Annotated in this window: 24 protein-coding genes and 2 tRNA genes; 13 read left to right on the forward strand and 13 right to left on the reverse strand. The window is 64.0% G+C overall.

Features of this window, described 5'->3' with window-relative positions; translation table 11 throughout:
* Positions 1-14 precede the first annotated feature (14 nt).
* Positions 15-554: a ClpXP protease specificity-enhancing factor gene (locus ABD866_RS08725; protein ID WP_345063394.1), complete on the forward strand. Its 540-nt coding sequence runs from the start codon at positions 15-17 to the stop codon at positions 552-554.
* 117 nt (positions 555-671) lie between these two features.
* Positions 672-747, forward strand: a tRNA-Thr gene (locus tag ABD866_RS08730).
* A 125-nt stretch (positions 748-872) separates the two neighbouring features.
* Here the strand turns inward: ABD866_RS08730 and ABD866_RS08735 are convergent.
* The gene (locus ABD866_RS08735) at positions 873-1,178 is read right to left on the reverse strand and encodes a DciA family protein (RefSeq protein WP_345063396.1); all 306 of its coding nucleotides are present in this window, start codon (positions 1,176-1,178) and stop codon (positions 873-875) included.
* A 29-nt stretch (positions 1,179-1,207) separates the two neighbouring features.
* On the opposite strand from ABD866_RS08735, the gene ABD866_RS08740 reads away from it, so the two are divergent.
* From ABD866_RS08740 to ABD866_RS08760, 5 genes are all read left to right on the forward strand, one after another.
* Entirely contained in the window at positions 1,208-2,191 is a 984-nt protein-coding gene (locus ABD866_RS08740) for a M23 family metallopeptidase (RefSeq protein WP_345063399.1), read from the forward strand.
* A gap of 133 nt (positions 2,192-2,324) precedes the next feature.
* Entirely contained in the window at positions 2,325-5,069 is a 2,745-nt protein-coding gene (gene secA, locus ABD866_RS08745) for a preprotein translocase subunit SecA (protein ID WP_345063403.1), read from the forward strand.
* Positions 5,070-5,172: 103 nt separating this feature from the next.
* The gene (argJ, locus tag ABD866_RS08750) at positions 5,173-6,402 is read left to right on the forward strand and encodes a bifunctional glutamate N-acetyltransferase/amino-acid acetyltransferase ArgJ (protein ID WP_345063406.1); all 1,230 of its coding nucleotides are present in this window, start codon (positions 5,173-5,175) and stop codon (positions 6,400-6,402) included.
* 112 nt (positions 6,403-6,514) lie between these two features.
* Positions 6,515-7,390, forward strand: coding sequence for an ATP-binding protein (locus ABD866_RS08755; protein ID WP_345063408.1), 876 nt, complete (start codon positions 6,515-6,517; stop codon positions 7,388-7,390).
* A gap of 16 nt (positions 7,391-7,406) precedes the next feature.
* On the forward strand, positions 7,407-7,859 hold the full coding sequence (locus tag ABD866_RS08760) for an NUDIX domain-containing protein (protein ID WP_345063411.1): 453 nt from the start codon (positions 7,407-7,409) through the stop codon (positions 7,857-7,859).
* A gap of 294 nt (positions 7,860-8,153) precedes the next feature.
* Here the strand turns inward: ABD866_RS08760 and ABD866_RS08765 are convergent, their stop codons facing one another.
* The 8 genes from ABD866_RS08765 to ABD866_RS08800 all read right to left on the reverse strand — a co-directional run bounded on the left by ABD866_RS08765 (position 8,154) and on the right by ABD866_RS08800 (position 15,220).
* Positions 8,154-8,384, reverse strand: a complete 231-nt coding sequence (locus tag ABD866_RS08765; protein ID WP_345063415.1) for a DNA gyrase inhibitor YacG — start codon at positions 8,382-8,384, stop codon at positions 8,154-8,156.
* Between the two features lie 33 nt (positions 8,385-8,417).
* Complete coding sequence (gene zapD, locus ABD866_RS08770; RefSeq protein ID WP_345063421.1) at positions 8,418-9,173, reverse strand: cell division protein ZapD; 756 nt, start codon at positions 9,171-9,173, stop codon at positions 8,418-8,420.
* A gap of 95 nt (positions 9,174-9,268) precedes the next feature.
* On the reverse strand, positions 9,269-9,883 hold the full coding sequence (gene coaE / locus ABD866_RS08775; RefSeq protein WP_345063705.1) for a dephospho-CoA kinase: 615 nt from the start codon (positions 9,881-9,883) through the stop codon (positions 9,269-9,271).
* Positions 9,884-9,932: 49 nt separating this feature from the next.
* Entirely contained in the window at positions 9,933-10,802 is an 870-nt protein-coding gene (locus tag ABD866_RS08780; RefSeq protein WP_425549564.1) for a prepilin peptidase, read from the reverse strand.
* Positions 10,802-12,022, reverse strand: coding sequence for a type II secretion system F family protein (locus ABD866_RS08785; RefSeq protein WP_345063427.1), 1,221 nt, complete (start codon positions 12,020-12,022; stop codon positions 10,802-10,804). The genes ABD866_RS08780 and ABD866_RS08785 overlap by 1 nt, the downstream gene beginning before the upstream one ends.
* A gap of 37 nt (positions 12,023-12,059) precedes the next feature.
* Positions 12,060-13,799, reverse strand: coding sequence for a type IV-A pilus assembly ATPase PilB (gene pilB, locus ABD866_RS08790; RefSeq protein WP_345063430.1), 1,740 nt, complete (start codon positions 13,797-13,799; stop codon positions 12,060-12,062).
* A gap of 383 nt (positions 13,800-14,182) precedes the next feature.
* A tRNA-Pro gene (locus ABD866_RS08795) sits at positions 14,183-14,259 on the reverse strand.
* A 31-nt stretch (positions 14,260-14,290) separates the two neighbouring features.
* Complete coding sequence (locus ABD866_RS08800) at positions 14,291-15,220, reverse strand: polyprenyl synthetase family protein (protein ID WP_345063707.1); 930 nt, start codon at positions 15,218-15,220, stop codon at positions 14,291-14,293.
* A 231-nt stretch (positions 15,221-15,451) separates the two neighbouring features.
* Here ABD866_RS08800 and rplU point away from each other — a divergent pair, with 231 nt between their 5' ends.
* From rplU to proB, 4 genes are all read left to right on the forward strand, one after another.
* Positions 15,452-15,763, forward strand: a complete 312-nt coding sequence (gene rplU, locus ABD866_RS08805) for a 50S ribosomal protein L21 (RefSeq protein WP_345063434.1) — start codon at positions 15,452-15,454, stop codon at positions 15,761-15,763.
* Between the two features lie 15 nt (positions 15,764-15,778).
* On the forward strand, positions 15,779-16,036 hold the full coding sequence (rpmA, locus tag ABD866_RS08810) for a 50S ribosomal protein L27 (protein ID WP_345063437.1): 258 nt from the start codon (positions 15,779-15,781) through the stop codon (positions 16,034-16,036).
* Positions 16,037-16,150: 114 nt separating this feature from the next.
* Positions 16,151-17,224, forward strand: coding sequence for an Obg family GTPase CgtA (gene cgtA, locus ABD866_RS08815; RefSeq protein WP_345063439.1), 1,074 nt, complete (start codon positions 16,151-16,153; stop codon positions 17,222-17,224).
* Positions 17,225-17,291: 67 nt separating this feature from the next.
* Positions 17,292-18,434, forward strand: coding sequence for a glutamate 5-kinase (gene proB / locus ABD866_RS08820; protein ID WP_345063442.1), 1,143 nt, complete (start codon positions 17,292-17,294; stop codon positions 18,432-18,434).
* Positions 18,435-18,791: 357 nt separating this feature from the next.
* Here the strand turns inward: proB and ABD866_RS08825 are convergent, their stop codons facing one another.
* On the reverse strand, positions 18,792-19,460 hold the full coding sequence (locus tag ABD866_RS08825; RefSeq protein WP_345063451.1) for an RNA pyrophosphohydrolase: 669 nt from the start codon (positions 19,458-19,460) through the stop codon (positions 18,792-18,794).
* 98 nt (positions 19,461-19,558) lie between these two features.
* Between ABD866_RS08825 and ABD866_RS08830 the strand changes: the two genes are divergently transcribed.
* Both ABD866_RS08830 and ABD866_RS08835 read left to right on the forward strand, forming a co-directional pair.
* Entirely contained in the window at positions 19,559-21,304 is a 1,746-nt protein-coding gene (locus ABD866_RS08830) for a proline--tRNA ligase (protein WP_345063454.1), read from the forward strand.
* Positions 21,301-21,936 (forward strand): lytic transglycosylase domain-containing protein, encoded by a 636-nt coding sequence (locus ABD866_RS08835; RefSeq protein ID WP_345063456.1) that lies wholly within the window; start codon positions 21,301-21,303, stop codon positions 21,934-21,936. The genes ABD866_RS08830 and ABD866_RS08835 overlap by 4 nt, the downstream gene beginning before the upstream one ends.
* Before the next feature lie 55 nt (positions 21,937-21,991).
* Here ABD866_RS08835 and paeA read toward each other — a convergent pair whose 3' ends face one another.
* From paeA to grxD, 3 genes are all read right to left on the reverse strand, one after another.
* Entirely contained in the window at positions 21,992-23,314 is a 1,323-nt protein-coding gene (gene paeA, locus ABD866_RS08840; RefSeq protein WP_345063459.1) for a polyamine export protein PaeA, read from the reverse strand.
* Positions 23,315-23,476: 162 nt separating this feature from the next.
* Positions 23,477-24,484, reverse strand: coding sequence for an AAA family ATPase (locus ABD866_RS08845; RefSeq protein WP_345063462.1), 1,008 nt, complete (start codon positions 24,482-24,484; stop codon positions 23,477-23,479).
* A gap of 207 nt (positions 24,485-24,691) precedes the next feature.
* A complete protein-coding gene (gene grxD, locus ABD866_RS08850) occupies positions 24,692-25,015 on the reverse strand; it encodes a Grx4 family monothiol glutaredoxin (protein ID WP_345063465.1) in 324 nt (107 codons plus the stop codon).
* Positions 25,016-25,052: the final 37 nt, after the last annotated feature.

Raw genomic sequence — 25,052 nt, forward strand, 5'->3', positions numbered from 1 at the left:
GAGAGAGTCCCTTCATGAATGCCCAGGAATCCACCTCCACCCGGCCGTACCTGATCCGTGCACTGCACGAATGGTGCACGGACAACGGTTTTACGCCTTATGTGGCGGTCAAGGTGGACGACTCGGTTCAAGTGCCTCGTGAATTTGTGCAAAACGGTGAGATCGTGCTCAATGTGAGCTACGACGCCACCAGTTCACTGCAAATCGGCAACGATTTCGTGGAGTTTCGCGCGCGCTTTGGCGGGGTGCCCAGGGACATCCTGGTGCCTGTCAGCCGGATCTTGGCGATTTATGCGCGCGAGAACGGACAAGGCATGGCATTTCCGCCGCCCACGGATCTGCTGGTGGCGGATGGTGGCGAGTCTGAAAGGCTGGCCGATGCTGCGCCGCACAAGCCGGCGCACGACAAAAGCGAGTCCGAACCGGGGTCTGCGGCTGATCGGGTGGTGCAGCTTGTCACGTCCGACCCAGACCGCGGGGTGGACACAGAACCTCCGCCTCGTGGGCCAGTGCCGCCGGGTGGCGCGAGGCCTTCGCTCAAGCGCGTGAAGTGAACGCCCGGTCAGCTCTTGAGCAATGCTGTTTCTGGCGTCGCAGCGTTGTGCCGGGGGCTGTTTGGGAGGCGATTCGTCTTCGGCAGCATGTGTCGCCTGATATAGAATGCAAGTTTCGCCGGTTTAGCTCAGTTGGTAGAGCACCCGCCTTGTAAGCGGTAGGTCGTCAGTTCGAATCCGACAACCGGCACCACATCTTTTGTCCTCCCCCTTTGGCTCTTGCCCAAGGTGACAGTTGGGATACGGCGCTTTCGTCGCCATCGATCATGGAACGCAGGTGCGTTTCCGTGAAGCACCCCAAGACTTGCGCATCGTCGCTCAACCGCCGGTTTGAACTTTCAACCGAATCGCGGTAACCTCCCACCCCCGGCTTCTGAGGTGAGCCTGCAAAGCAGGCGACAGCTGGCGCAACTTCGCCGCCACGGCATTGTTGCGGACCAGCAGGCACCAAGTGGCTCCTTCGATGGGTCCTGGCTGTATGGCCGCGCGCAGCGTGGCAGGGACCAACAATTCAACGGCCTTCCAGCGCGCGACGGACTCCTGGGCCATCGCGGTCAGGCGGGCCAAGGTCGGCGATTCCTGGGATGCCTGCTGCAGCGTGATGGCGTGGTGGCGGCGTTGCATCTAGGGGTCGATCTGCGAGGAGTGTGAGAGTGCAGCTGATTATCACGGACGCCCGCTTTGCGCGCAGCCGCGTCATTCACCTGACCGGCACCCGGTTGCTGCTGGCGTCGCTAGCGGCCTCCCTGTGTCTGGTTTTGTTGTCGGTGGGCTTGTATCACTGGGTGTTTCTCAAGGGCGCGCGTGAGGGGTGGCCGGTGGTGGGTTCGCTGGTGCGTCTGGTGACCCAGGACGAATTTGCCGAGCGCGACCGTTTCATGCGGGCCAACCTGGACGAGATGGCCCGCCGCGTGGGCGAGATGCAAGCGCGCATGGAGCAACTGGAGTCTTTGGGTGATCGTGTGCTGGGCCTTGCAGGTCTCACACCCGCAGAGCTTCCGCGAAGTGGTGGAGGTCGAGGCGGGGCATTGGTTGCTGCGCGATCGTTATCCATGGAGGAGTTGCAGCGTGCCATGGACGATCTGGAGCGCGTAAGCACCCAGCGGGTGGATCTGATGACAGTGTTGGAGTCGCGTCTATTCGATCAACACATCCGCAAGAAAATGGTGCCCACCCAGGCGCCAGTGAGCAATCGCCCACCCGGGTCCGCTTTTGGGTGGCGGCTTGACCCGATCACGGGGCAGTCGGCGCTTCACACCGGCCTGGATTTTCAGGCAGATGTCGGGACCCCCATCCTGGCTGCTGCGGGGGGTGTGGTGGTCGCCCAAGAGTATCACCCCCAGTACGGAAACATGGTCGAAATCGATCATGGCAATCAGCTAGTCACCCGCTACGCACACGCATCCAAGGTGCTGGTCAAGCAAGGCGATCTGGTGCGACGTGGTCAAAAGATCGCAGAGGTGGGCTCGACAGGGCGATCTACTGGGCCACACCTCCACTTTGAAGTGCTGGTGCAGGGGGTTTTTCAGGATCCACAGAAATTCCTGAGTGCAGGTGGGGCTGGCGGAGCCGTGACTGCTGCAGGGTCTACAGCCAGTGCGCACGTCGCCCCGCAGGTGACTGCAGCGGGCAGGTAGAATCGCCGCGGCTGGGGTGCTGGCAGCTTGCAGCGGATGAGCTTGCAATCCGCGTCTATGCACCCATCTGGTTTCAATTCACGTAAGGATTTCGGCGGCTGCGTCGCGCAAGCACGCGGCCGCTCCCGTTCGCATGGCCACCAACTTCCTCACCAAAATCTTCGGCAGCCGCAACGACCGGCTCCTTAAGCAGTACCGCAAAACGGTTGCCCGCATCAATGCGATGGAGCCAGAGTACGAGAAGTTGTCGGATGAGGCACTGCGCGCCAAGACCGATGAGTTCAAGGCGCGCGTGGCCAAGGGTGAATCGCTGGACGATCTGCTGCCCGAAGCCTTCGCCGTGGTGCGGGAGGGCTCCAAGCGCATCATGAAGATGCGCCACTTCGATGTGCAGCTTATTGGTGGGATGGCCCTGCATTTCGGCAAGATTGCTGAAATGCGGACTGGCGAAGGCAAGACCTTGACGGCAACGCTGCCGGTGTACCTGAACGCGCTGTCGGGCAAGGGTGTGCACGTGGTGACGGTGAACGACTACCTGGCCAACCGCGATGCCCAGTGGATGGGGCGCTTGTACAACTTCCTGGGCTTGTCGGTGGGCATCAACCTGCCGCAGATGCCGCGCGAAGACAAGCAGGCCGCCTACGCCGCAGACATCACCTACGGCACCAACAACGAATACGGCTTCGACTACTTGCGAGACAACATGGTGTACGAGGCGCGCGATCGTGTGCAGCGTCTCCTGAACTACGCCATCGTCGATGAAGTCGACTCGATCCTGATCGACGAAGCGCGAACGCCGCTGATCATCAGCGGCCAAGCCGAGGACCACACGGCCTTGTATCTTGCGATGACCAAGGTCGTACCCCATCTCGTGCGCCAGGAAGGCGAGGCGGATCCGCGCACGGGCCTTGGGGTTACCAAGCCCGGAGACTTCACGGTCGACGAGAAGAGCCATCAGGTCTTCCTGACCGAGCAGGGGCATGAAACCGCTGAGCGCCTGCTGCTCACGCACGGCTTGCTGGCGGAGGGTGCTTCGGTGTATGACCCGGCCAACATCACGCTTATGCACCACCTGTCCGCGGCGCTCAAGGCGCAGCATCTGTACCACCGTGATCAGCATTACGTGGTGCAAAACGGTGAAATCGTGATCGTGGACGAATTCACCGGCCGCCTGATGACGGGCCGCCGCTGGAGCGATGGCCTGCACCAGGCGGTGGAAGCCAAAGAAGGCGTGAAGATCCAGGCGGAGAACCAGACCCTGGCCTCGATCACGTTCCAGAACTATTTCCGCCTCTACGGCAAGCTCGCGGGCATGACAGGCACCGCCGACACCGAAGCCTATGAGTTCCAGGAAATCTACGGCCTGGAAACGGTGGTGATTCCCCCCAACCGCCCGAACCGCCGTGACGACCAGCTGGACCGCGTGTACAAGACCACACGTGAGAAATACGACGCCGCCATCCAGGACATCCGCGATTGCCATGGTCGTGGCCAGCCGGTGCTCGTAGGCACCACCTCGATCGAGAACTCTGAAATCATTGCCCAGCTGCTGGAGAAGTCGGGTTTGCCGCACCAGGTGCTCAATGCCAAGCAGCATGCCCGCGAGGCCGACATCGTCGCGCAGGCGGGCCGCAAGGGCATGATCACGATCGCCACCAACATGGCGGGCCGCGGCACCGACATCGTGCTCGGCGGCAACATCGAAAAGGAAGTGGCGGCCATCGAAGCCGATGCCTCGCTCGACGAGGCCATGCGCACGCAGCGCGTCGAGGCCTTGCGCGCGCAGTGGAAACTGGATCACGAAGAGGTGAAGTCGCTGGGTGGCCTGCGCATCATCGCCACTGAGCGCCACGAGTCGCGCCGTATTGACAACCAGCTGCGCGGCCGTTCGGGCCGCCAGGGCGACCCTGGTTCCTCTCGCTTCTACCTGAGCCTGGACGATTCCCTGATGCGCATCTTCGCGGGTGACCGTGTGCGCGCGATCATGGACCGCCTCAAGATGCCCGACGGGGAAGCCATCGAGGCGGGCATTGTGACGCGCAGCATCGAATCGGCACAGCGCAAGGTCGAGGCCCGCAACTTCGACATCCGCAAGCAACTGCTCGAATACGACGATGTGTCGAACGACCAGCGCAAGGTGATTTACCGCCAGCGCAACGAAATCATCGACGCGGCCGACCTCTCGGACATCATTCGTTCGATGCGCGAGGATTGCGTCACCGATCTGGTGCGCCAGCACGTGCCTGCCGAGTCGGTGGAAGAGCAGTGGGATCTGCCCGCACTGGAAAAGGCGCTGGCCGAAGAGTGGCGCATGGAGCTCGGCCTCGTGGCCTGGGTGGAAGGCTCGCAGGCGGTCACGGATGAAGATATCCTGGAGAAGGTGCTTGAGGCGGCCCATGCAGCCTTCGATGCCAAGGTGGCGCTGGTTGGGCGCGAGAACTTCACCAATTTCGAGCGCATGGTGCTGCTGCAGACATTCGATTCGACCTGGCGAGACCATCTGAGCGCGCTCGATTACCTGCGCCAGGGCATCCACCTGCGCGGCTATGCGCAGAAGCAGCCCAAGCAGGAATACAAGCGGGAGGCCTTTGAGCTCTTCCGCCAGCTCATCGACCAGGTGAAGAACGAGGTCACCCGCATCCTCATGACGGTGCAGGTGCAGTCCAACGAGCAGATCGAGCAGGCCGCCCAGGCCATCGAGGCGCGCGCCGAAAACATCGCCAACGTGACCTATACCGCGCCCACCGAGAGCGGCGAGGCCGAGACCACGCCAGCCGCTGGCGCCAACCCGTACGCTGACATGCGCATTGGCCGCAACGACCCCTGCCCATGCGGCAGCGGCAAGAAGTACAAGCAGTGCCACGGCAAGCTTAGCTGAGCGGCCCAGGCCAGCAACACGGGCCGCGGCCCGTGTTGTCGTTTTCCCATCCGGTTTTTTCGGCTGGCGCATGGGGCGCCGGCCCGCGTAACAAGGAGCCCTCATGCCCGTTGACCTGAAGCCCCCGGTGGCCGAAGACCTGCATCCCATCGCCGGCTTGCGCATCGGCGTGACCGAGGCTGGCGTGCGCAAGGCGCAGCGCAAGGACCTGACGGTCTTCCTGCTTGAAGAGGGAGCCTCTGTGGCCGGTGTGTTCACGCAGAACCGCTTCTGTGCTGCCCCGGTGCAGGTGTGCCGCGAGCATCTGGCCAGCGGCCACCCGGTGCGCGCCATGGTGGTCAACACGGGCAACGCCAATGCAGGCACCGGAGCCGACGGCCTGGTGCGCGCGCGCGCTACCTGCATCGCGCTGGCCCGCCTGCTCGAGGTATCCCCCGAGCAGGTGCTGCCGTTTTCCACTGGCGTGATCATGGAGCCCCTGCCCAACGACCGCATTGCCGCAGCGCTGCCGGCCGCCCTGGCCGATGCGCAGCCTGCGCACTGGGCGCGGGCTGCTGAAGGCATCATGACCACGGACACCGTGCCCAAGGCCAGCAGCGTGCGTACCACCATTGGCGGTGTGCCGGTGCATGCCACCGGCATCAGCAAGGGCGCGGGCATGATCCGACCGAACATGGCGACCATGCTGGGCTTTCTGGCCACCGACGCCTGCATTGCCCCCGAGTTGCTGCAGCCACTGGTACGCGAACTGGCCGATGCCTCTTTCAACCGCATCACCATCGACGGCGACACCTCCACCAACGATTCCTTCGTGCTGGTGGCCACGCACAAGGCGGGTAATGCCTCCATCACCTCGCTCGACAGCCCCGAGGGCCAGGCGCTGAAGGCGGCGCTGATGCAGGTGGCGCAAACCCTGGCCCAGGCCATCGTGCGCGATGGTGAAGGTGCGACCAAGTTCATCACCGTGCGCGTGGAAGGCGGTCGCACCGAAGCCGAGTGCCGCCAGGTCGCGTATGCGATTGCCCACTCGCCGCTGGTCAAGACGGCTTTCTATGCCAGCGACCCGAACCTGGGCCGCATCCTGGCGGCCGTGGGCTACGCGGGCATCGACGACCTGGACCAGGGCACGATCGACCTGTTCCTCGACGACGTGCATGTGGCCGTCAACGGGGGGCGCAACCCCGCGTACCGCGAGGAAGACGGTCAGCGCGTGATGAAGCAAAGCGAGATCACGGTGCGCGTGGCGCTGGGCCGTGGTTCGGCCGTGCAGACGGTCTGGACCTGCGACTTCAGCCACGACTACGTGACCATCAACGCCGACTATCGCTCGTGAGCGTTCGGCCGCAGGCAGGCCCGGGTGGCCTGTCTCAGGCCCTGGCCACAGCCCCGAGAGCCTGCGGGGCGCCCCCATTCCATTAGACCTTGGCGGCCACCGCCTGCTTCGCATGAACCCCGCCTTCGAACAGCTTCTGCAGCGCGCCGAGCAGGTGCTGGCGCGCCTCGAATCCATCCTGCCCCAGCCACTGTCGGCGCCCGACTGGGGGGCGTCGATTGCCTGGCGCTACCGCAAGCGCTCGTCGGGCCATGGCACGCTCGAACCCGTGCGCCATGTGGCCGGCATCCGCCTGTCGGACCTGAAGGAGATCGACGGACAGAAGGAGCGCATCCAGCGCAACACCGAACAGTTCGTGACAGGCCAGCCGGCCAACAACGTGCTGCTCACAGGCGCGCGGGGCACGGGCAAATCGTCGCTGATCAAGGCCTGCCTGAACGAATACGCACCGCGCGGCCTGCGTCTGATCGAGGTGGACAAGACCGATCTGGTGGACCTACCCGACATCATCGACGTGGTGGCGGGTCGCCCTGAGAAGTTCATGGTGTTCTGCGACGACCTGAGCTTTGAGGAGGGTGAGCCCGGCTACAAGGCGCTCAAGTCGATTCTGGACGGCTCTGTGGCCGCTGCCACGCCCAACGTGCTGATCTACGCGACCAGCAACCGCCGGCACCTGCTGCCCGAGTACATGAAGGAAAACCTCACGTACACGCACACGGAAGACGGCGAAGTGCACCCGGGCGAGGTGGTGGAGGAAAAGATCTCGCTGTCTGAGCGCTTTGGCCTGTGGGTGAGCTTCTACCCCTTCAGCCAGGACGAATACCTGCAGATTGCCGCGCAGTGGTTGGCCCATCTGGGCGTGTCGCCGACGGCGATCGAGGCGGCACGGCCCGAGGCACTGGTGTGGGCGCTGGAGCGCGGCTCGCGCAGCGGCCGCGTGGCCTTCCAGTTTGCACGCGACTATGCGGGGCGCCATGCCAGCCGTTGATCCGAGCGCCGCCGGGATGCCGCCACGCAAGCACACCGAGGTGGCCGTGGGCGTGCTGATCCGCGAGGTGGATGGCGCACTGCTGCTGTCCACCCGCCCACCAGGCAAGCCGTATGCGGGCTACTGGGAGTTTCCGGGCGGCAAGCTCGAAGCCGGGGAAACCGTCGAGCAGGCGCTGCGCCGCGAACTCGTGGAGGAAATCGGCGTCACCATCGGCCCGGTTGAGGTCTGGAAAGTGACCGAGCACGACTACCCGCACGCGCTGGTGCGCCTGCACTGGTGCAAGGTCACGCGCTGGAGCGGCGACTTCGACATGCGCGAAGGCCAGCAGATGGCCTGGCAGCAGTTGCCGCTGACCGTGTCGCCGGTGTTGCCCGGCGCATTGCCCGTGCTGCAGTGGCTGGCGCAAGAGCGGGGCCTGCCGACCGAGGTGGCCGTGCTGCCGCAGGAGTCTGCAGGCACCGATTGACCGCCTGGGCCGTACAGGCCATGTGGGTGGGCTGGCGCCGCCTGCCCATGCGGGATGGCGTTTGCGTGCAGAGGTGGCGTGTTCAGACGGGTGCTCGACCCAGCCTTGGCCGCTGTATGGCGACGACGGGGCCGACCCCAACATTCTGGTAGAGCAGCAGGCCTTGATGGTTGTTTGCTATCATTTTAATAGCTGCTCGTGCTTATCAAACAAGCACGAGCGCCCGATATTGATCTGAGGCTGGGTGGCAGGCCGTAGACCCTGTGGATGCGAGCGCTTGCCCGCGCAAGCCCCTCAGTCACCCGTGGTGGGGTCTCCGTGCTCGGCGTCTGGCCCAGAGGCGCTGGGCACGCGGTAGCCATCGCTGGCCCACACGCCCAGGTCGATCTGGCGGCAGCGCTCCGAGCAGAACGGGCGGTGCGGGTTGCTGGGCGCGTACAGGCTCTCGCCGCCGCACTGCGGGCACCGCACGGTGCGCACGATGGTGGATGTGGTGTCGGCGGGAGATGGGGCGGGCGCAGTCATTCGCGTCGCGGCGTGGCGGGCGGGAGAGGCGGCTTATGCGCAGAGGGTGAGCTCGAAGGTCGCATCCTCTGGGCAGGCATGCAGGCGCTCGTCCGCGCCCTGGCGCATCAGCCGAACGGAGACGATCAGCCGATTGCCGCTGATCTCCGGAATCAGGTTGAGCGATGGATCGATGCGCAGGCGCAGCAATTGGAAGGTACGGCCCTGCGGCAGGTTCTGCTGGAACTGTCCTCGCTCGGCTGCGACTTTCTGCGGCACGCCAGAGTCGCGCAGCAGCTTGAGCAGCAGGAAGATGGATTCGGCCAGCGGTGCCAGCGCAGCGGCCCAGCCTTGCAGCGCCTGCTGCCGCTCTTCAGGCGCGCGGTGCTGCCATGCGTAATAGGCCGGCAGGTCGAACCCGCAGGTCCCCCCCGGAATGCCCACACGGCTGCGGATGCTCATCAGCCACTCGTTTTCAGCGAGCGTGTGGCCCGCTTTGCCGGCCTGCGTGTTCAACGCCTGGAAACAGTGGTCCAGCTGGGCAATCACGGCGTCCAGCGCGCGTTCGGAAATTGACGGGTTGCCACGGTAGCTGTCGAGCTGTTGCTTGTGGCGTTCGATGTCCTTGAGTACGTCAGATTTCAGATCGGCCCGCGCAGCCACATCCATCACTTCGAACATCGTAACCAGCGCGAAGTGGTGGTCCAGCGGATGTGTGCGGGGGATCAGCTCGCCGAGGCGGCGGAACAGGTGCTCCAGCCGGAGGTAGGTGCGCAGGCGTTCGTTGAAGGGGTATTCGTAAAGGATCACGCTGGCAGGTTCCGCAGGTCTCGGCAGATTCGGTAGAGTGCGCTCACGGCGTGTGCAGCACGCCTTGGCGCACGCCATCGAGGGCGATCACATCATCATAGCCCGAACCGGCGCCCCACCTGCAGAGCGAGCGTGCGCAATGCGGCCAGGTCAACGCCCTCGTTGTGAATCACCACATCGGCCAGGCTGCGCCGCAAGCTTCTTGACGCCTGCGCCGCAATGATGGCCCTGACGGCATCTTCTGCCAGGCCACTGCGCGCGATCACGCGGGCGATTTGGACGGCTGCGGGGCAATCGACCACCACGACAGCGTCCAGTTGCGCAGGCCAGCGCCGGGATTCGGCAAGCAGCGGAATGTCCAGCACCACAAGGCGACTGCCAGCCTCGATAGCCGTCTGGGCGCGTGCCGATACGGTGCTGCCCACCAGGGGGTGCACAATCTGCTCAAGCTGTACCCGTGCGTCGGGGTCGGTGAAGGCCAGCGAACGCATGCGGTCCCGGTCGAGCGCGCCCTCTGCCGTCACAAACGCATGTCCGAACGCCTTCCGTATCGCCGGCATGGCGCTGCCATCCGGTCCGGTGACTTCGCGTGCGATGGCGTCGGCATCGATCAGGGTGGCGCCGGCATCCGCCAGAAATTGGCCCACCGTGCTTTTGCCGCTGCCGATGCCGCCGGTCAGGCCGATGGTGCGCGTGTGCTGGGTCGGAATCAATCTGTGTCTCGTGAACGCTCAACACCCCGTGGGTGCAAAGCCTTGCTCACAGGCCTAGCCAGCCCAGGATGCGTTGCAAGAGCGCCTGGGGGCCGACGATCATCGCCGCGAAGCCGGCACCTGCGAGAAACGGGCCGAAGGGCACGTAGCCTCCTTCGCGCAGATTCTTGAAGAGCTTCATGCCAATGCCCACGATCGCTCCGATGACCGACGACACCAGGATGATGGGCACCAGGGCTGTCCATCCAAACCAAGCGCCCAGCGCGGCAAACAGCTTGAAGTCACCGTAGCCCATGCCTTCTTTCCCGGTGACGAGTTTGAAGGCCCAATACACCGTCCAGAGCGACAGGTAGCCGCCCATCGCCCCCCATAAGGCGTCGGAGACCGACACAGGCGTCCAGCGCAGCATGGCCGCCAACAGGCCTGCCCAGAGCAGGGGCAGGGTGATACTGTCGGGCAGCAAGGTGGTGTCCCAGTCGATCAGCGCCAGCACGAGCAGGGCAGCGCTGAAGCCGCACCACGCCAGGGCAGTCGGGGTCAGTCCCCAGCGCCAGGCGCAAACCGCGAACAGCGCTGCAGTCGAAAGCTCTACTATGGGATAGCGCCATGAAATGCGCGTCTTGCAGGCAGAGCAACGTCCCCGCAGGACGAGATAGCTCAGTACAGGGATGTTCTCATACCAGCGCACTGCGTGGCCGCAGTGCGGACAGCGCGAGCGCGGTGTGAGCAGGTTGAACCGGTCTGATGGAAGGGCAGGTGGGGTTTGGCCCTGCTCGATCAGGTAGTCGTGGCATTCCGCAGCCCAGGCGCGCTCCATCATACGCGGCAGGCGGTGGATCACCACGTTCAGGAAACTGCCAATCAAAAGCCCGATGGTCCCCGCGATGAGCGCATCCATTCCTTGCAAACCGAGCATCAGACAACCTGCCCCAACTTGAAGATTGGCAGGTACATGGACACCACAATGCCGCCGATCAGCGTGCCCAGGAACACGATGATGATGGGCTCCATCAGGCTCGAAAGCCCTGCCACCATGTCATCGACCTCTTCTTCGTAGAAGTCGGCCGCCTTGCCCAGCATGTGGTCGATGGAGCCGGACTCCTCGCCGATCGCACACATCTGCAGCACCATGGACGGAAACACGTTGGCATTCGTCATGGCAGCCGTCAGGCTGGTGCCAGTTGATACTTCTTGCTGGATGCGGTCGGTGGCCATCTCATACACGGAGTTGCCCGAAGCGCCACCCACGGAATCGAGCGCCTCTACCAGAGGTACACCGGCGGCAAACATGGTGGACAGTGTTCGGGTCCAGCGCGCAACGCAGGATTTGTCGATCAGTGGCCCAAACACAGGAATGCGCAGCAGCAGCCGGTCCATGAACATCTGAACCTTCTCACTGCGGCGCCAAGCCTGCATGAAAAAGAAGAATGTGCCGCCGATACCGCCAAAAATGAGCCACCACCATTTCACGAACACTTCGCTGATGGCGATCACAAACAGCGTGGGGGCAGGCAGATCGGCACCAAATGAGCTGAACACGTCCTTGAACGCCGGGATCACAAAGATCATGATGATGGTCACGACCACAAAGGCCACGATGACCACCGAAATCGGGTACATCAAGGCAGACTTGATTTTCGACTTGATGGCCTCAGTTTTCTCCATGTAAGTCGCGAGGCGGTCCAGCAATCCTTCGAGAATACCGGCGGCTTCGCCTGCCTCAACCAGATTGCAGTAAAGGCTGTCGAAGTACATCGGGTACTTGCGAAACGCAGCATTGAGCGACGTGCCGGTTTCGATATCGCCGCGGATATCGTTTAGCAACTTGGTGACGCTGGGATTCGCGTTGCCGCGGCCCACGATGTCAAAAGCCTGCAAAAGGGGCACCCCGGCCTTCATCATCGTGGCGAGCTGCCGGGTGAAAAGCGCGATGTCCTTGGGTTTGATCTTCTTGCCGCTGCGCATGCGGCGCTTCTTGATCTTCGTAGGCAGCACACCTTGGCGGCGTAGTGTGGCTTGTACCTGGTTCTCGCCGACTGCCCGTACCTCGCCGCGCACCACCTTGCCATTGCGGTCTTTGCCTTCCCACTCGAAGACAAAATCCTGGACGTCTTTTTTTGCTGTTGCAGTTGCCATGGTGCTCTCCCTGGTCTAGCGAATAAGCTCGCTTCTGTTATTCGTTGGTCACGGCCAGCACTTCTTCCAGTGACGTCAGACCGATGCGTGCCTTATGCAGCCCCGATTCGCGAAGCGAGCGGACGCCTTCGCGTTTGGCCTGTTCGGCAATCTCAAGGGCACTGCCATCGCGCAGGATGATGCGCTGCATTTCCTCGGACACCGGCATCACCTGGTAGATACCCACTCGGCCCTTGTAGCCGTTGTTGCAGGCTGAGCATCCCACGGGGCGGTAAGTGACCCACGTGCCATCGATGTCCTCCTCGCGGTAGCCAGCCTCCAACAGGGACTCGTGCGGAATATCGGCTGGTGCCTTGCATTGCGCGCACAGCCGCCGCGCCAGGCGCTGGGCGGTGATCAGAATGACGCTGGATGCAATGTTGAACGGGGCAATCCCCATGTTACGCATCCGCGTGAGCGTGGTGGGGGCATCGTTGGTGTGGAGGGTAGACAGCACCAGATGCCCGGTCTGGGCAGCCTTGATGGCGATGTCTGCAGTCTCCAGATCACGGATTTCGCCCACCATGATGATGTCCGGATCCTGACGCAGAAACGCCTTGAGAGCTGCCGCGAACGTCAGTCCGGCCTTCTCATTGACGTTGACCTGGTTGACGCCCGGCAAGTTGATTTCCGATGGGTCTTCAGCGGTGGCAATGTTCACGCCAGGCTTATTCAGCAGGTTCAGGCATGTATAGAGCGACACGGTCTTGCCGGAGCCGGTCGGGCCTGTCACCAAAATCATGCCGTAGGGGCGGGCGATCGCGTGGAGCAGACGCTCTTTTTCTTCGGGTTCATATCCCAGCGCATCAATGCCCAGTCGCGCGCTGCTCGGATCCAGGATACGGATCACGATCTTTTCCCCGAACAAGGTTGGCAGGGTGCTCACACGGAAATCGATCACCCGGTCAGGTCCTACCTTGAGCTTCATTCGCCCATCCTGCGGCACGCGCTTTTCCGAAATATCGAGTCGCGAGATCACTTTGATGCGCGAGGCCAGTTTGTCCTTGATCGCAATCGGGGGCGACGCAATCTCGCGCAGTTCCCCGTCAATACGAAACCGAACGCGGTATTGGTGTTCGTAGGGCTCAAAATGCAAGTCAGATGCCCGCATATTGAACGCGTCAATCAGCATCTTGTGCAAAAACTTGACGATAGGCGCGTCTTCGACTTCGTTGGCGCCTGTCTCCTGGCTTTCCGTCGCCTCTTCGACCGTCACGTCGGCAAAATCAAATTCACCGCCGTTGCCAACGATGGCGTCCATGGATTCTGTGGCCGACTTTGTAGTGGCATCCACGAGCCGATTGAGCTTGTCGAATTCGGCGATTACCCAGTCCACGCCCATTTGCGTCGTGAACTTGATCTTTTCCGCGGCTTCTTGGTCCGTAGGATCCGCAGTGGCAACGATCAGCCGGTTGTTGCGCTTGCTTAGCACCACCACACGGTAGGCCTGGCAGATCTTGACATCCAGCAGATCCCGGGGCAGGCGCTGGGGGTCCAGCGCATCCAGATCCAAGAGCGGGGCACCGAAAACAGACGAGACGGTATGTGCCAGATCGGCGGCCGACACCACCCCGGATCCCGTCAGCTCCGCAATGAAACTGCTGCGGGTGCTTTGTGACTTCTTGTAAATGTCCTCGGCTGATTTTTGGTTCAGTTTGCCCGCCGCAATCAGCGCGCGACCCAATCCAGGCAGGGCGACGGCGGAAACGTCTTTGGATGAGGTGTCGACTGCGGCCATGTCACCGAGAAAGCAATGTGCGTAAGGGTCTGAAAGGAAATCATCCTATCATTCCCGAAGCGTTTTACCTTGGCGTGCGAGGAAATGCGAAGCGGGCATACCCCGTGTGGAGTGAAAAGCGTCGGTGCTGTGCGACACCGCCACTGGCCCTGAGATGTTTGATGACCGGACGCAGGCGGTGCGGAGGGCGTGGCTCTCCACAGGGCGTCATGCGATCGCTTTACTTGTCTTTGAGGGTAAGGCTTGGCTCTGTCGGCAGCAGGCTGCTACGCGAAGGCTGCGGCGCAAGCAGCGCCTCTGCCACCAATCTGCCACTCGCGACCGCTGATACGACGAAGCCCCGCGGTGCGGGGCTTCGTACATCCTCGTTTGCGAGGGAAATCTGGTCGGGGTGAGAGGATTCGAACCTCCGGCCTCTACGTCCCGAACGTAGCGCTCTACCAGGCTAAGCTACACCCCGATGTCAGTCTGTTCAAGGCGCGTAGGCCAATTCAATGGCGGCGCTCAAGAAGCTGAGCCGCTAATTGTAGCAAACTTGCCGTGTGCTGATTGATGGGCAGGTTAGATATTGCATCGATCGCGCGCTGTGCTTCGGCCGCAGCCGCCTTCCGGGCCACATCGAGGGCGCCAGTGTTCCGAACGATGGCCACGATGTCCTCCAGGTGCTCGGTACTGCCTTGCTCGATCGCCTGTCGTATGAGGGTCGATTGCTCCAGCGTGCCGCGTTGCATGGCTGCGATCAGTGGCAGCGTGGATTTGCCTTCGCGCAGATCGTCCCCGAGGTTCTTGCCCATTTCTGCGGCCACGCCGTCGTAGTCGAGGACGTCGTCGATGATCTGAAAGGCAGTGCCCAGGGCCTGTCCATAGGTGGCGCATGCGGTTTCGGTAGCAGGCGGGGCGCCTGCCAGCACGGCTCCCAGACGGGCGCTGGCCTCGAACAACTTGGCGGTTTTGGACCGAATGACGCGCAGGTACCCCTCTTCGTCCAGGGAAGCGTCGTGCATGTTCATGAGTTGGAGCACTTCGCCTTCGGCGATCACGTTGGTGGCATCCGACAGGATTTCCATGATGCGCATGCTGCCCGCACTCACCATCATTTGAAAAGCTCGGGAGTACAGAAAGTCTCCGACCAGCACACTTGCGGGGTTGCCGAAGCTCTCGTTGGCCGTGGCCCGTCCACGCCGCAGCGTCGATTCGTCCACCACGTCATCGTGCAACAGCGTGGCGGTGTGAATGAATTCGACGACCGCGGCCAGATTGAAGCGTTCGCTCCCTTTGTAGCCCAAGGCACCGCAGATCAGCAGCAGCAGGGCCGGTCGCAGGCGCTTGCCGCCAGCCGCGATGATGTACTGGGAGATCTGGGCGACCAGCGGCACGCTGGACGTCAGTCGATGGGCAATCACCCCGTCCACTTCGAGCATGTCGTGCGCGATGGGGGCTAGGGGGTTGGGAGAGGCGGGGGGGAGGGGGGCGTTCAAGGTGGTCGTCGCGCAGAGTGCGACCGGATTATAGAAAGGGCCTATTCGTGCCAAGGAGGCCGAAGGCTGATCCTCTGGGCGCCGCGCAGGCCCTGGGTGACAGCCTCGGCGCCCCGTAGTACAATCGCGGGCTCTGCGGAAATCCGTTCGCAGAACTCAACTCAAGAGGTCCACATGTACGCGGTCATAAAAACCGGTGGCAAGCAGTATCGCGTTGCTTCCGGCGAGAAAATCAAAGTAGAACAGATTGCTGCGGACGTTGGCCAGGAAATCGTGATCGACCAGGTTCTGGCCGTCGGAAACGGCGCTGAACTGAAGGTGGGCACGCCCCTGGTGTCCGGTGCAACGGTCAAGGCTACGGTCGTAGCCCATGGCAAGCACGACAAGGTGCGCATTTTCAAGATGCGTCGCCGCAAGCACTATCAAAAGCGCCAAGGTCACCGTCAGCAGTACACCGAACTGCAGATCGGTGCAATCGCTGCTTAAACGGGAGCTGAAGTCATGGCACAGAAAAAAGGCGGCGGCTCTACGCGAAACGGGCGCGATTCCAAGCCCAAGATGCTCGGTGTGAAGGCTTTCGGCGGCGAATTGATCAGCGCCGGTTCCATCATCGTGCGCCAGCGCGGCACCAAGTTTCACCCCGGCACGAACGTCGGCGTGGGCAAGGACCACACGCTGTTCGCGCTGGTCGATGGCCACGTGAGCTTCGGCACCAAGGGTGCGTTGTCCAAGCACACGGTCAACGTGACCCCTGTCTGAGGCATCGCCCAGGCAAGCCAAAGCCCCGCTCTGCGGGGCTTTGTCGTTTGCAGGGTGGGCGAAAGCGCAGAGTGCGCGGGTCCCCATCCACTCATTCGTTACACTGGATTGGCCATGAAGTTCGTTGATGAAGCCTTTATCGATATCGCCGCTGGAGACGGGGGCAACGGCTGCGTCTCGTTCCGCCATGAAAAGTACAAAGAGTTCGGCGGTCCCAACGGCGGCGACGGCGGCCGCGGTGGCCATGTGTTTGCCGTGGCAGACCCGAATCTGAACACGCTGGTGGACTATCGCTACACCCGCCGCTTCGAGGCCAAGCGCGGCGAACACGGCATGGGATCGGATATGTTTGGCGCTGCGGGTGACGACATCACGCTCAAGATGCCCGTGGGCACCATCATCACCGACGCCGAGACCGGTGAGGTGCTGTACGAATTATTGAATGCTGGAGAGGTCATCACCATTGCCAAGGGCGGTGATGGCGGCTACGGCAACCTGCGCTTCAAGAGCGCCATCAACCGCGCACCGCGCCAGAAAACGCCCGGCTGGCCGGGCGAGCGCAAGAGCCTCAAGCTCGAACTCAAGGTACTGGCCGATGTGGGCCTGCTGGGCATGCCCAACGCGGGCAAGTCCACCTTCATCGCCGCGGTGTCGAACGCGCGGCCCAAGATTGCCGACTATCCCTTCACCACATTGCACCCCAACCTGGGCGTGGTGCGCGTCGGGCCTGAGCAGAGCTTTGTGGTGGCTGATATCCCGGGGCTGATCGAGGGGGCCTCTGAAGGAGCGGGGCTCGGGCACCAGTTCCTGCGCCATCTGCAGCGCACCCGGCTGCTGCTGCACATCGTGGATCTAGCGCCGTTTGATGATGCGGTGGATCCTGTGGCGCAGGCCAAGGCCATCGTGGGCGAACTCAAAAAGTACGACGCAGCGCTGTATGAAAAACCGCGCTGGCTTGTGCTCAACAAGCTCGACATGGTGCCTGCTGAAGAGCGCGCAGCCCGCGTGAAGGATTTCGTCAAACGCTTCAAGTGGAAGGGGCCGGTGTTCGAAATCTCGGCGCTGACCCGCGAGGGCTGCGAGACGCTGATCCGTGCGATTTATGATCACGTCCAGGCCGAGCAGCGCGCCGCCCAGGCGCCGGCCGAAGTGGATCCACGTTTCGTGGATGTTCCGCCCGAATCCTGATTTGCTATTGTTTTGATAGCTGCTCGTGCTTGCTTTCTAAGCACAAGCGGCCTTTTTCATCGAATCCATGGTTTCCAGCGTATTGCGCGATGCACGCCGCATCGTGGTCAAGGTCGGCTCCAGTCTTGTCACCAACGAAGGCCGTGGCCTGGACGAGGCGGCCATCGGCGAATGGTGCCGCCAGCTTGCAGCTTTGGTGCGAGGTGCCGACGGCACGTCGCGCGAGGTGGTCATGGTGTCGAGCGGTGCGATTGCCGAGGGCATGAAGCGCCTGGGCTGGAGCACCCGTCCGAGCGAGGTGCACGAGCTGCAGGCCGCCGCCGCCGTGGGCCAGATGGGCCTTGCGCAGATGTACGAAACCAAGCTGCGCGAGCAGGGCGTGGGCAGTGCCCAGGTGCTGCTCACGCATGCCGACCTGGCCGACCGCGAGCGCTACCTGAATGCGCGCTCCACGCTGCTTACGCTGTTGCGCCTGGGCGTGGTGCCGGTCATCAATGAAAACGACACGGTCGTCAACGACGAGATCAAGTTCGGTGACAACGACACGCTGGGCGCGCTCGTGGCCAACCTCGTCGAGGCCGACGCGCTGGTGATCCTGACCGATCAGAAGGGCCTGTACACCGCCGATCCGCGGCGCGACCCCACCGCCACCTTTGTGCACGAAGCCAAAGCGGGTGACCCCACGCTCGAAGCCATGGCAGGGGGCGCAGGCTCCAGCATTGGCAAGGGCGGGATGATCACCAAGATTCTTGCGGCCAAGCGTGCGGCGGGTTCTGGCGCATCCACCGTGATCGCCTGGGGCCGCGAGCACGACGTACTGTTGCGCCTGGTGGCTGGCGACGCCATCGGCACGCTGCTGGTGGCCCAGACCGCCAAGAAGCAGGCCCGCAAGCAGTGGATGGCCGACCACCTGCAACTGCGCGGTGCCGTGACCGTGGACGCCGGTGCCGCCGCCAAGGTGCGCGACGAAGGCAAGAGCCTGCTGCCCATCGGTATGACGGGGGTGGAGGGCGACTTTGCACGGGGCGATGTGATCGCCGTGCGCGGGCCCGACGGCGTGGAAATTGCGCGAGGGCTGGCCAACTACGCCAGCGCCGAGGCGCGCTTGCTGTGCCGCCGTGCCTCCGGCGAGTTCGAGCGTCTATTGGGCTATAGCGCCGAACCTGAGATGGTGCACCGCGACAACATGGTGCTCACGCAACAAGCCTGAACGGCTGGGCCGCAGCGTGCTGCGGCCTCATGCTGCCCCCTGCGGTGCATGGCGGCACCACTACTCAAAGCCCGTGCCCGCAGCGGAGCGCCAAGCGAACCGAAGCGCTGCCAAGGCCCCACAGGCAGTAGGTTGGCATGCGTGGGTACGTTCAGAACCTTGGCTTGCTGGTACAAAGGCACAAGGCCGCTGGCCCAAGGATTGCGGTTTTTGCGCAGCGCAGGCAGCACGGGGTGTATGCGTTTCGTGGCCGTACGCACTGTCACCGTGAGCCCGGCAGCTCTGCCGGGTAAGGCAGAGGCTGCTGGCGACCGCCTTGCATGTTGAAGTCAGTGCGCGATGGCCATCATCTGGCCGTCAACGCGTGGGCGTCGGCCCGCCCGGAGCCTCCAGCGGGGCCGGCATGCTGTTCTGCGGGTCGGGATCGAAACTTGCGCCCGGGGGCATTTCCATGCCGGGGTGTACGAGCATGGAATGCGGTCGTTGTGGGGAGCCGTGGCCGTCGTGCTCGCGGGCGCGCATGCCGCTGCGCAGATAGCGATTGCGTTGTTCGTGGCGGGGCAGGTAACGGGCCAGTTCGGTCAGCGCCATTTCATAGACGCCGCGCTTGAACTCCACCACCACGTCCAGCGGCACCCAGTAATCGTTCCAACGCCAAGCGTCGAACTCGGGGTGGTCGGTGGCGCGAAGGTTCAGATCCCAGTCGTGGCCCAGCAGTTGCAGCAGGTACCAGATTTGCTTCTGGCCCTTGTAGTGGCCGCGTGCATCGCGGCGGATGTACCGGTCAGGCACCTCGTAGCGCAACCAGTCCCGCGTACGGGCCACCACGCGCACCTGGCTTGGCTGCAGCCCCACCTCTTCGTGCAGTTCGCGGAACATGGCCTGCTCGGGGGATTCGCCCCGGTCAATGCCACCCTGCGGAAACTGCCAGCTGTGGGTGCGGATGCGCTTGCCCCAGAACACCTGGTTCTTGTGGTTGAGCAGGATGATGCCGACGTTCGGCCGAAAGCCGTCCCGGTCAAGCATAATCTAACCCCAAATTTTGAAACTGGATCCATTATGCACGCGGCATGCCGTGCGACAAGAGGACCAGTCTGGACCGGATCGCTTCCGCGCACTCTCCCATGAAAGCCACCCAATTCCTGATTTCGACCCTCAAGGAGGCCCCGGCCGACGCCGAAGTGGTCAGCCACCAGCTCATGATGCGCGCAGGCATGATCCGCAAGCTCGGCGCGGGCATCTACAACTACATGCCCATGGGCCTGCGCGTGATCCGCAAGGTCGAGGCCATCGTGCGCGAGGAAATGAATCGCGCCGGGGCCGTGGAGCTGACCATGCCTGTGGTGCAACCGGCTGAGTTGTGGCAAGAAACCGGCCGTTTCGAGAAGATGGGCCCCGAGCTGCTGCGCATCCAGGACCGCCATGGCCGTGACTTCATCGTGCAGCCCACCAGCGAGGAAGTGATCACCGACATTGCCCGCCAGGAGTTGCGCAGCTACAAGCAGTTGCCCAAGAATCTGTACCAGATCCAGACCAAGTTCCGCGACGAGCGCCGTCCCCGCTTCGGCCTAATGCGGGGGCGCGAATTCATCATGAAGGACGCCTACAGCTTCGACCGCGACCAGGTATCCGCCAAGGCCAGCTACCAGGTCATGGCCCAGGCGTACCGCCGCATTTTTGACCGCTTCGGCCTGCGCTACCGCGCCGTAGCAGCCGACAGTGGTGCCATCGGCGGCGATCTGTCGGAAGAATTCCAGGTGATCGCCTCCACCGGCGAAGACGCCATCGTCTACTGCCCGAACAGCGATTACGCGGCCAACATGGAAAAGGCCGAGGCGCTGCCGCCGCAGGGCCCGCGCCCCGCGCCCGCCGAGGCGCTGGTGCGCACGCCCACGCCGGGCAAAAGCACCTGCGCCGATGTGGCGGCCCTGCTGGGCGTGCCGCTCGAGCGCACCGTGAAGTCGCTGGTGCTGGCCACCGACGAGATCGGTGAGAACGGCGATGTCGTGCGCAGCCAGGTCTGGCTGCTGCTGCTGCGCGGCGACCACGACATGAACGAGATCAAGGTCTCCAAGGTGCCAGGCCTGAATGTGGGCTTCCGCTTTGCGACCGTGGCCGAGATTGAAGACCACTTTGGCTGCAAGCCCGGCTATCTGGGCCCCATCGGCCTGAAGAAGCCGGTGCGCATCGTGGCCGACCGCGAGGTGGCCGTGATGGCCGACTGGATCTGCGGCGGCAACGAGGTGGACGTGCACCTGACCGGCGTGAACTGGGGCCGCGACCTGCCCGAGCCGGAACTGGTGGCCGACCTGCGCAACGTGCTGGCGGGCGACCGCTCGCCCGACGGCGCAGGCGAACTCGCAATCGAGCGCGGCATCGAAGTCGGCCATGTGTTCTACCTGGGCACCAAGTACAGCAAGGCCATGAATGCGACCTTCCTGGGCGAAGACGGCAAGCCCGCGTTCTTCGAGATGGGTTGCTACGGCATCGGCGTCACGCGCCTGCCGGCGGCGGCCATCGAGCAGAACCACGATGAGCGCGGCATTATCTGGCCCGACGCGATTGCACCGTTCACCGTGGTGGTCTGCCCCATCGGCATGGACCGCAGCGCCGATGTGAAGGCAGCCGCCGAAACGCTCTACGGCGACCTGCTGGCCGCTGGTGTGGATGTGATTCTTGACGACCGTGGCGAGCGCCCGGGCGCGATGTTTGCCGACTGGGAGCTGATCGGTGTGCCGCACCGCGTGACGATTGGCGACAAGAACCTCAAGGACGGTCTGGTCGAATACCAGCACCGCCGCGACGCAGCGGCCACCAAGGTGGCCGTGGCCGACATCCTGGCCCACCTCAAGGGCCGCATGGCCGTATGAGCACCCGGGGACTGCTGACGCGCCGCGCTTGCCTGGCGGCCCTCGCAGCCCCGATCGGGTGGCTGGGGGCCCCGGCGCTGGCCGGCGCCGGGCAACTCGAAGAACCGCTGGCCGATTCGGTGCGCACGGCGTTGTCGTCGGCCATTGCCAACCAGGCACCACCCGAGCCCGAATTCTTCACCACCGAGTCGCGCCTGCAGTACCTGCGCTGGCTGGCCGCGATGAGCGACCGGCTGCGCCGCCGCAAGCCCGATCTGGAGGTGCGCCGCGAGTTCCTGCAGACCGTGTGGTACGAGTCCAAGCGCGCCGGGCTCGACGAATCGCTGGTGCTGGGCCTGATCCAGGTCGAAAGCGCCTTCCGCAAGTTCGCCGTGTCCAGCGTGGGCGCACGGGGCTACATGCAGGTGATGCCGTTCTGGACGCGCGTGATCGGCGATGGCGACGCGGGCAAGCTGTTCCACATGCAGACCAACCTGCGCTTTGGCTGCGTGATCCTGCGCCACTACATGGACCGCGAACGCGGCGACCTGTTCATGGCCCTGGGCCGCTACAACGGCAGCCGGGGCCGCGCGGTGTACCCCGACGCCGTGTTTGCCGCGCAGCGCAACTGGCTGTTCAACCACCGCGCCTGAGCGTTGTGGGGCGGCGCGTGGCGCGTTGCCCGTTGCCTGCGGTGGCCGGTGCGGCCTATGCTGCTGCGTCGGGCGCGGCAGGCGCCGCGCTCTCGCCCAGGCGTGTGACCATCACCTGGTCGATGCGGTAGCTGTCCACGTCCAGCACTTCGAAGCGGTAGCCGCCCCAGGTCACGGTGTCGGTGCGCCGGGGCACGCGGCGCAGCATCACCATCAAGAAACCCGCCAGCGTCTCGTACTCGCCTTCCTGCGGCAGGGTGTCCAGGTCGAGTGCGCGCAGCACGTCCGTCACGGGGGTCACGCCGTCGATCAGCCACGAGTTTTCGTCGCGGCGCACGATCTGCTCCTCGTCGGGCGTGCTCACCAGATCGCCCATCACGGTGCTCATCACGTCGTTCAGGGTGACCACGCCCACCACCAGGCTGTATTCGTTGACGATGACGGCAAAGTCCTCGTGCACCTGGCGGAACTGCTCCAGCACCTCGGCCAGCGTGAGCCGGTCGGGCACGATCAGCACCTTGCGCACGAGCTGGTCGTCCTTGAGCGAAATCGGCTGGTTGTTCAGCACGCGCTGGAACAGGTCTTTGGCATCGACATAGCCCACCACATGGTCGATGTCGCCTTCGCAGACCGGGTAGGTCGAGAACGGCTCGGCCGCGATGCGCGCGCGGATCACCGAGTCCGGGTCGTCGCGCAAAAAGAAGGCCACGCGGTCGCGTGGCGACATGGCCGTGGCCACCGTACGGCTGTCCAGCTCGAACACGTTGGCAATCACCTGCTGCTCGCGCTCGGCCAGCACGCCCGCGCGGGCACCGGCTTCCATCATGGCCAGGATGTCGTCCGAGGTCACGCGCTCGTCGCGCAGCGACGAGAGCCCGAACAGCCGGAACAGCGCGTCGGCCCCGCGGCTGTAGAACACCACCACTGGATGCAGCAGCGTGGTCAGCAGCGCCATGGGCGGCGCCAGGCGCAGCACCACGCGCTCGGGGTTGGCCATGCCCAGCCGCTTGGGAAACAGGTCGGCAAACAGGATGAACAGCGACGTGACGACCGCGAACGAGCCCAGAAAGCCCACCGTGTCGGCCGTGGATGCAGGCAGCCACCATTGCAGCACGCCCGTGAAATGCGGGCTTAAAGCGCCTTCGCCCACGATACCGCCGAGGATGGCCACGGCGTTCTGCCCGACCTGCACCACGGTGAAGTAGTCGCCCGGCTGCTCCTGCATGCGCAGCACGCGCTCGGCCCGTGGGTCCCCTTCGTCCGCCATCTGCCGCAGCCGCAGGCGGCGCGCGGCCGCCAGCGAGATTTCTGCCATGGAAAAAAAGGCGCTGGTTGCGATCAGCAACCCGATGACGAAAAGGCTCTGGGTCAGGGTCATGTAGGAAAGGCGAGCGGGGCGCATGGCCCCAATGCCACCAAGTGTATCTGCGGCCCCGCGCCGCGCGTGGGGCGGGCCTGCACAGTGCAGGGCTGTCCGGCCCCGTGCGCACCCTGGCGGGGGCGGCGCATCCCCCACCGGCAGGGCGGCCCCGCCCGGGCGCTATTGCAGAAAGCCAATGCGCGACTTGTGGCCGTGTGGGCGTGGCAGGTCGGCCACCTCGACGGTGCTGCGCCGCTCCAGCCGGGCGTTGCCAAAGCCGGTCATGAGTGCGCGGCGCATCTCGCGCGGGGGCATCGGGGCCAGCACATCCAGCACGTCGGGCAAGGGGTCCGGGTCCACGAGCCGACCCCAGTCGTGCGCGGCGCGGATGCTGGCGTACAGGTTGCGCGCAATGCGGCGGCCCTGGTCCAGCGTGGGCGCCTCGACCTCGAACACGTTCATGCGGTTGAGGATGGGCTCGGGGATGCCGCGTACGTCGTTGGCCGTGGTGATCCAGATCACCTGGCTGGCGTCGATGGCCACCTCGGCAAACTCGTCGGTGAAGGCCTGGGCGGTGTCGTGTTCGAGCAGGCTGTACAGCGCGCCCAGCGGGTCGTACTGCGCGTCGCCGCTGGCCTTGTCGATCTCGTCCACCACGATGACGGGGTTGGCGTATTCGCCGTCCACCAGGGCTTCAAACACCTTGCCCGGGCGCGCACCCTTCCACTGGCTCGATGAGCCCGACAGCAGCCACCCGGCCGTCATCGAGCTCATGGGCAGCAGGTTCATGCCCGTGCCCAGCAGGTCGGCCAGCTGACGCGCAAAGTGCGTTTTGCCGATGCCCGGCGGGCCCAGCAGCAGCATGGGCGTGACTTCCAGGCCGTCGCGGCTGTCCTGCGCCAGCGCCACGTGGCGGCGCACGTCGTCCAGCACTTCGGTGAAGTTGGGGAGTTGTTCGTACAGATCGTCCATGTCGGGCACGCCCGAGGGCTTGACCTGGAAGCGCTCGGGCCCGCGCTCGAGCATGCGCTCGTACACCGCGCGCAGGTTCTCGTATTCGCGCTGGTTGCCGGCCTCCTGCAGCTTGGCGAGCTTGCGCTCGACATCGCCCGGGTGGAACACACTGCGCATCTGGGCCAGCGGCAGGCGCATGGGGGCAGACTGGGGAACGAGGCTGTGGCGGCTCATGGCAGGCTCCTTGAACAATCACGGCCGGGGGTGTCCGGCGATTTCATTCAAGCACACAACATGCCCGGCTTCAATGCCGTGAAAGCCCCAAGCAGCGCCGCTGTGGTGCGTTTGTTTCGCCCGCTGCGCCGCAGGACCCGCACCGCTGCCCTGCGGGCGCAAAAAAGCCGCCCGCAGGCGGCTTGTGGGTGGCTGGGGGGCAGGGCCTTACGCGCCGTTGCCCAGCACCTGCTGCAGCTCACCCGATTCGTACATCTCCATCATGATGTCCGAGCCGCCGATGAACTCGCCCTTCACGTAGAGCTGCGGGATCGTGGGCCAGTTGCTGTATTCCTTGATGCCCTGGCGGATGGCGTCGTCTTCGAGCACGTTGACGGTGACCAGGCTCTTCGGGTCCACGCCGCTGGCCTTGAGGATCTGCACCGCGCGGCCCGAGAAGCCGCACATGGGGAAGCTGGCGCTGCCCTTCATGAACAGGACGATGTCGTTGGATTTGACCAGTTGGTCGATGCGTTGCTGGGTGTCGCTCATGGGGTACTCCTGTAGGGGCGCGGTCGGCTGCCGAGGC

It is taken from the genome of Acidovorax lacteus (assembly GCF_039540375.1).
GTDB classification, from domain to species: Bacteria; Pseudomonadota; Gammaproteobacteria; order Burkholderiales; family Burkholderiaceae_C; genus Acidovorax_G; species Acidovorax_G lacteus.

What these genes read in the sequence shown, in the direction of transcription:
- secA (WP_345063403.1), top strand. Translation starts at nt 2,325, where the DNA reads ATGGCCACCAACTTCCTCACCAAAATCTTCGGCAGCCGCAACGACCGG.
- ABD866_RS08825 (WP_345063451.1), bottom strand. Translation starts at nt 19,460, where the DNA reads ATGCTTGACCGGGACGGCTTTCGGCCGAACGTCGGCATCATCCTGCTC.
- paeA (WP_345063459.1), bottom strand. Translation starts at nt 23,314, where the DNA reads ATGACCCTGACCCAGAGCCTTTTCGTCATCGGGTTGCTGATCGCAACC.
- ABD866_RS08760 (WP_345063411.1), top strand. Translation starts at nt 7,407, where the DNA reads ATGCCGCCACGCAAGCACACCGAGGTGGCCGTGGGCGTGCTGATCCGC.
- ABD866_RS08785 (WP_345063427.1), bottom strand. Translation starts at nt 12,022, where the DNA reads ATGGCAACTGCAACAGCAAAAAAAGACGTCCAGGATTTTGTCTTCGAG.
- argJ (WP_345063406.1), top strand. Translation starts at nt 5,173, where the DNA reads ATGCCCGTTGACCTGAAGCCCCCGGTGGCCGAAGACCTGCATCCCATC.
- proB (WP_345063442.1), top strand. Translation starts at nt 17,292, where the DNA reads ATGGTTTCCAGCGTATTGCGCGATGCACGCCGCATCGTGGTCAAGGTC.
- ABD866_RS08755 (WP_345063408.1), top strand. Translation starts at nt 6,515, where the DNA reads ATGAACCCCGCCTTCGAACAGCTTCTGCAGCGCGCCGAGCAGGTGCTG.
- grxD (WP_345063465.1), bottom strand. Translation starts at nt 25,015, where the DNA reads ATGAGCGACACCCAGCAACGCATCGACCAACTGGTCAAATCCAACGAC.
- ABD866_RS08725 (WP_345063394.1), top strand. Translation starts at nt 15, where the DNA reads ATGAATGCCCAGGAATCCACCTCCACCCGGCCGTACCTGATCCGTGCA.
- ABD866_RS08800 (WP_345063707.1), bottom strand. Translation starts at nt 15,220, where the DNA reads ATGCTCGAAGTGGACGGGGTGATTGCCCATCGACTGACGTCCAGCGTG.
- ABD866_RS08735 (WP_345063396.1), bottom strand. Translation starts at nt 1,178, where the DNA reads ATGCAACGCCGCCACCACGCCATCACGCTGCAGCAGGCATCCCAGGAA.
- ABD866_RS08765 (WP_345063415.1), bottom strand. Translation starts at nt 8,384, where the DNA reads ATGACTGCGCCCGCCCCATCTCCCGCCGACACCACATCCACCATCGTG.
- pilB (WP_345063430.1), bottom strand. Translation starts at nt 13,799, where the DNA reads ATGGCCGCAGTCGACACCTCATCCAAAGACGTTTCCGCCGTCGCCCTG.
- ABD866_RS08780 (WP_425549564.1), bottom strand. Translation starts at nt 10,802, where the DNA reads ATGCTCGGTTTGCAAGGAATGGATGCGCTCATCGCGGGGACCATCGGG.
- rplU (WP_345063434.1), top strand. Translation starts at nt 15,452, where the DNA reads ATGTACGCGGTCATAAAAACCGGTGGCAAGCAGTATCGCGTTGCTTCC.
- ABD866_RS08835 (WP_345063456.1), top strand. Translation starts at nt 21,301, where the DNA reads ATGAGCACCCGGGGACTGCTGACGCGCCGCGCTTGCCTGGCGGCCCTC.
- ABD866_RS08830 (WP_345063454.1), top strand. Translation starts at nt 19,559, where the DNA reads ATGAAAGCCACCCAATTCCTGATTTCGACCCTCAAGGAGGCCCCGGCC.
- rpmA (WP_345063437.1), top strand. Translation starts at nt 15,779, where the DNA reads ATGGCACAGAAAAAAGGCGGCGGCTCTACGCGAAACGGGCGCGATTCC.
- ABD866_RS08845 (WP_345063462.1), bottom strand. Translation starts at nt 24,484, where the DNA reads ATGAGCCGCCACAGCCTCGTTCCCCAGTCTGCCCCCATGCGCCTGCCG.
- cgtA (WP_345063439.1), top strand. Translation starts at nt 16,151, where the DNA reads ATGAAGTTCGTTGATGAAGCCTTTATCGATATCGCCGCTGGAGACGGG.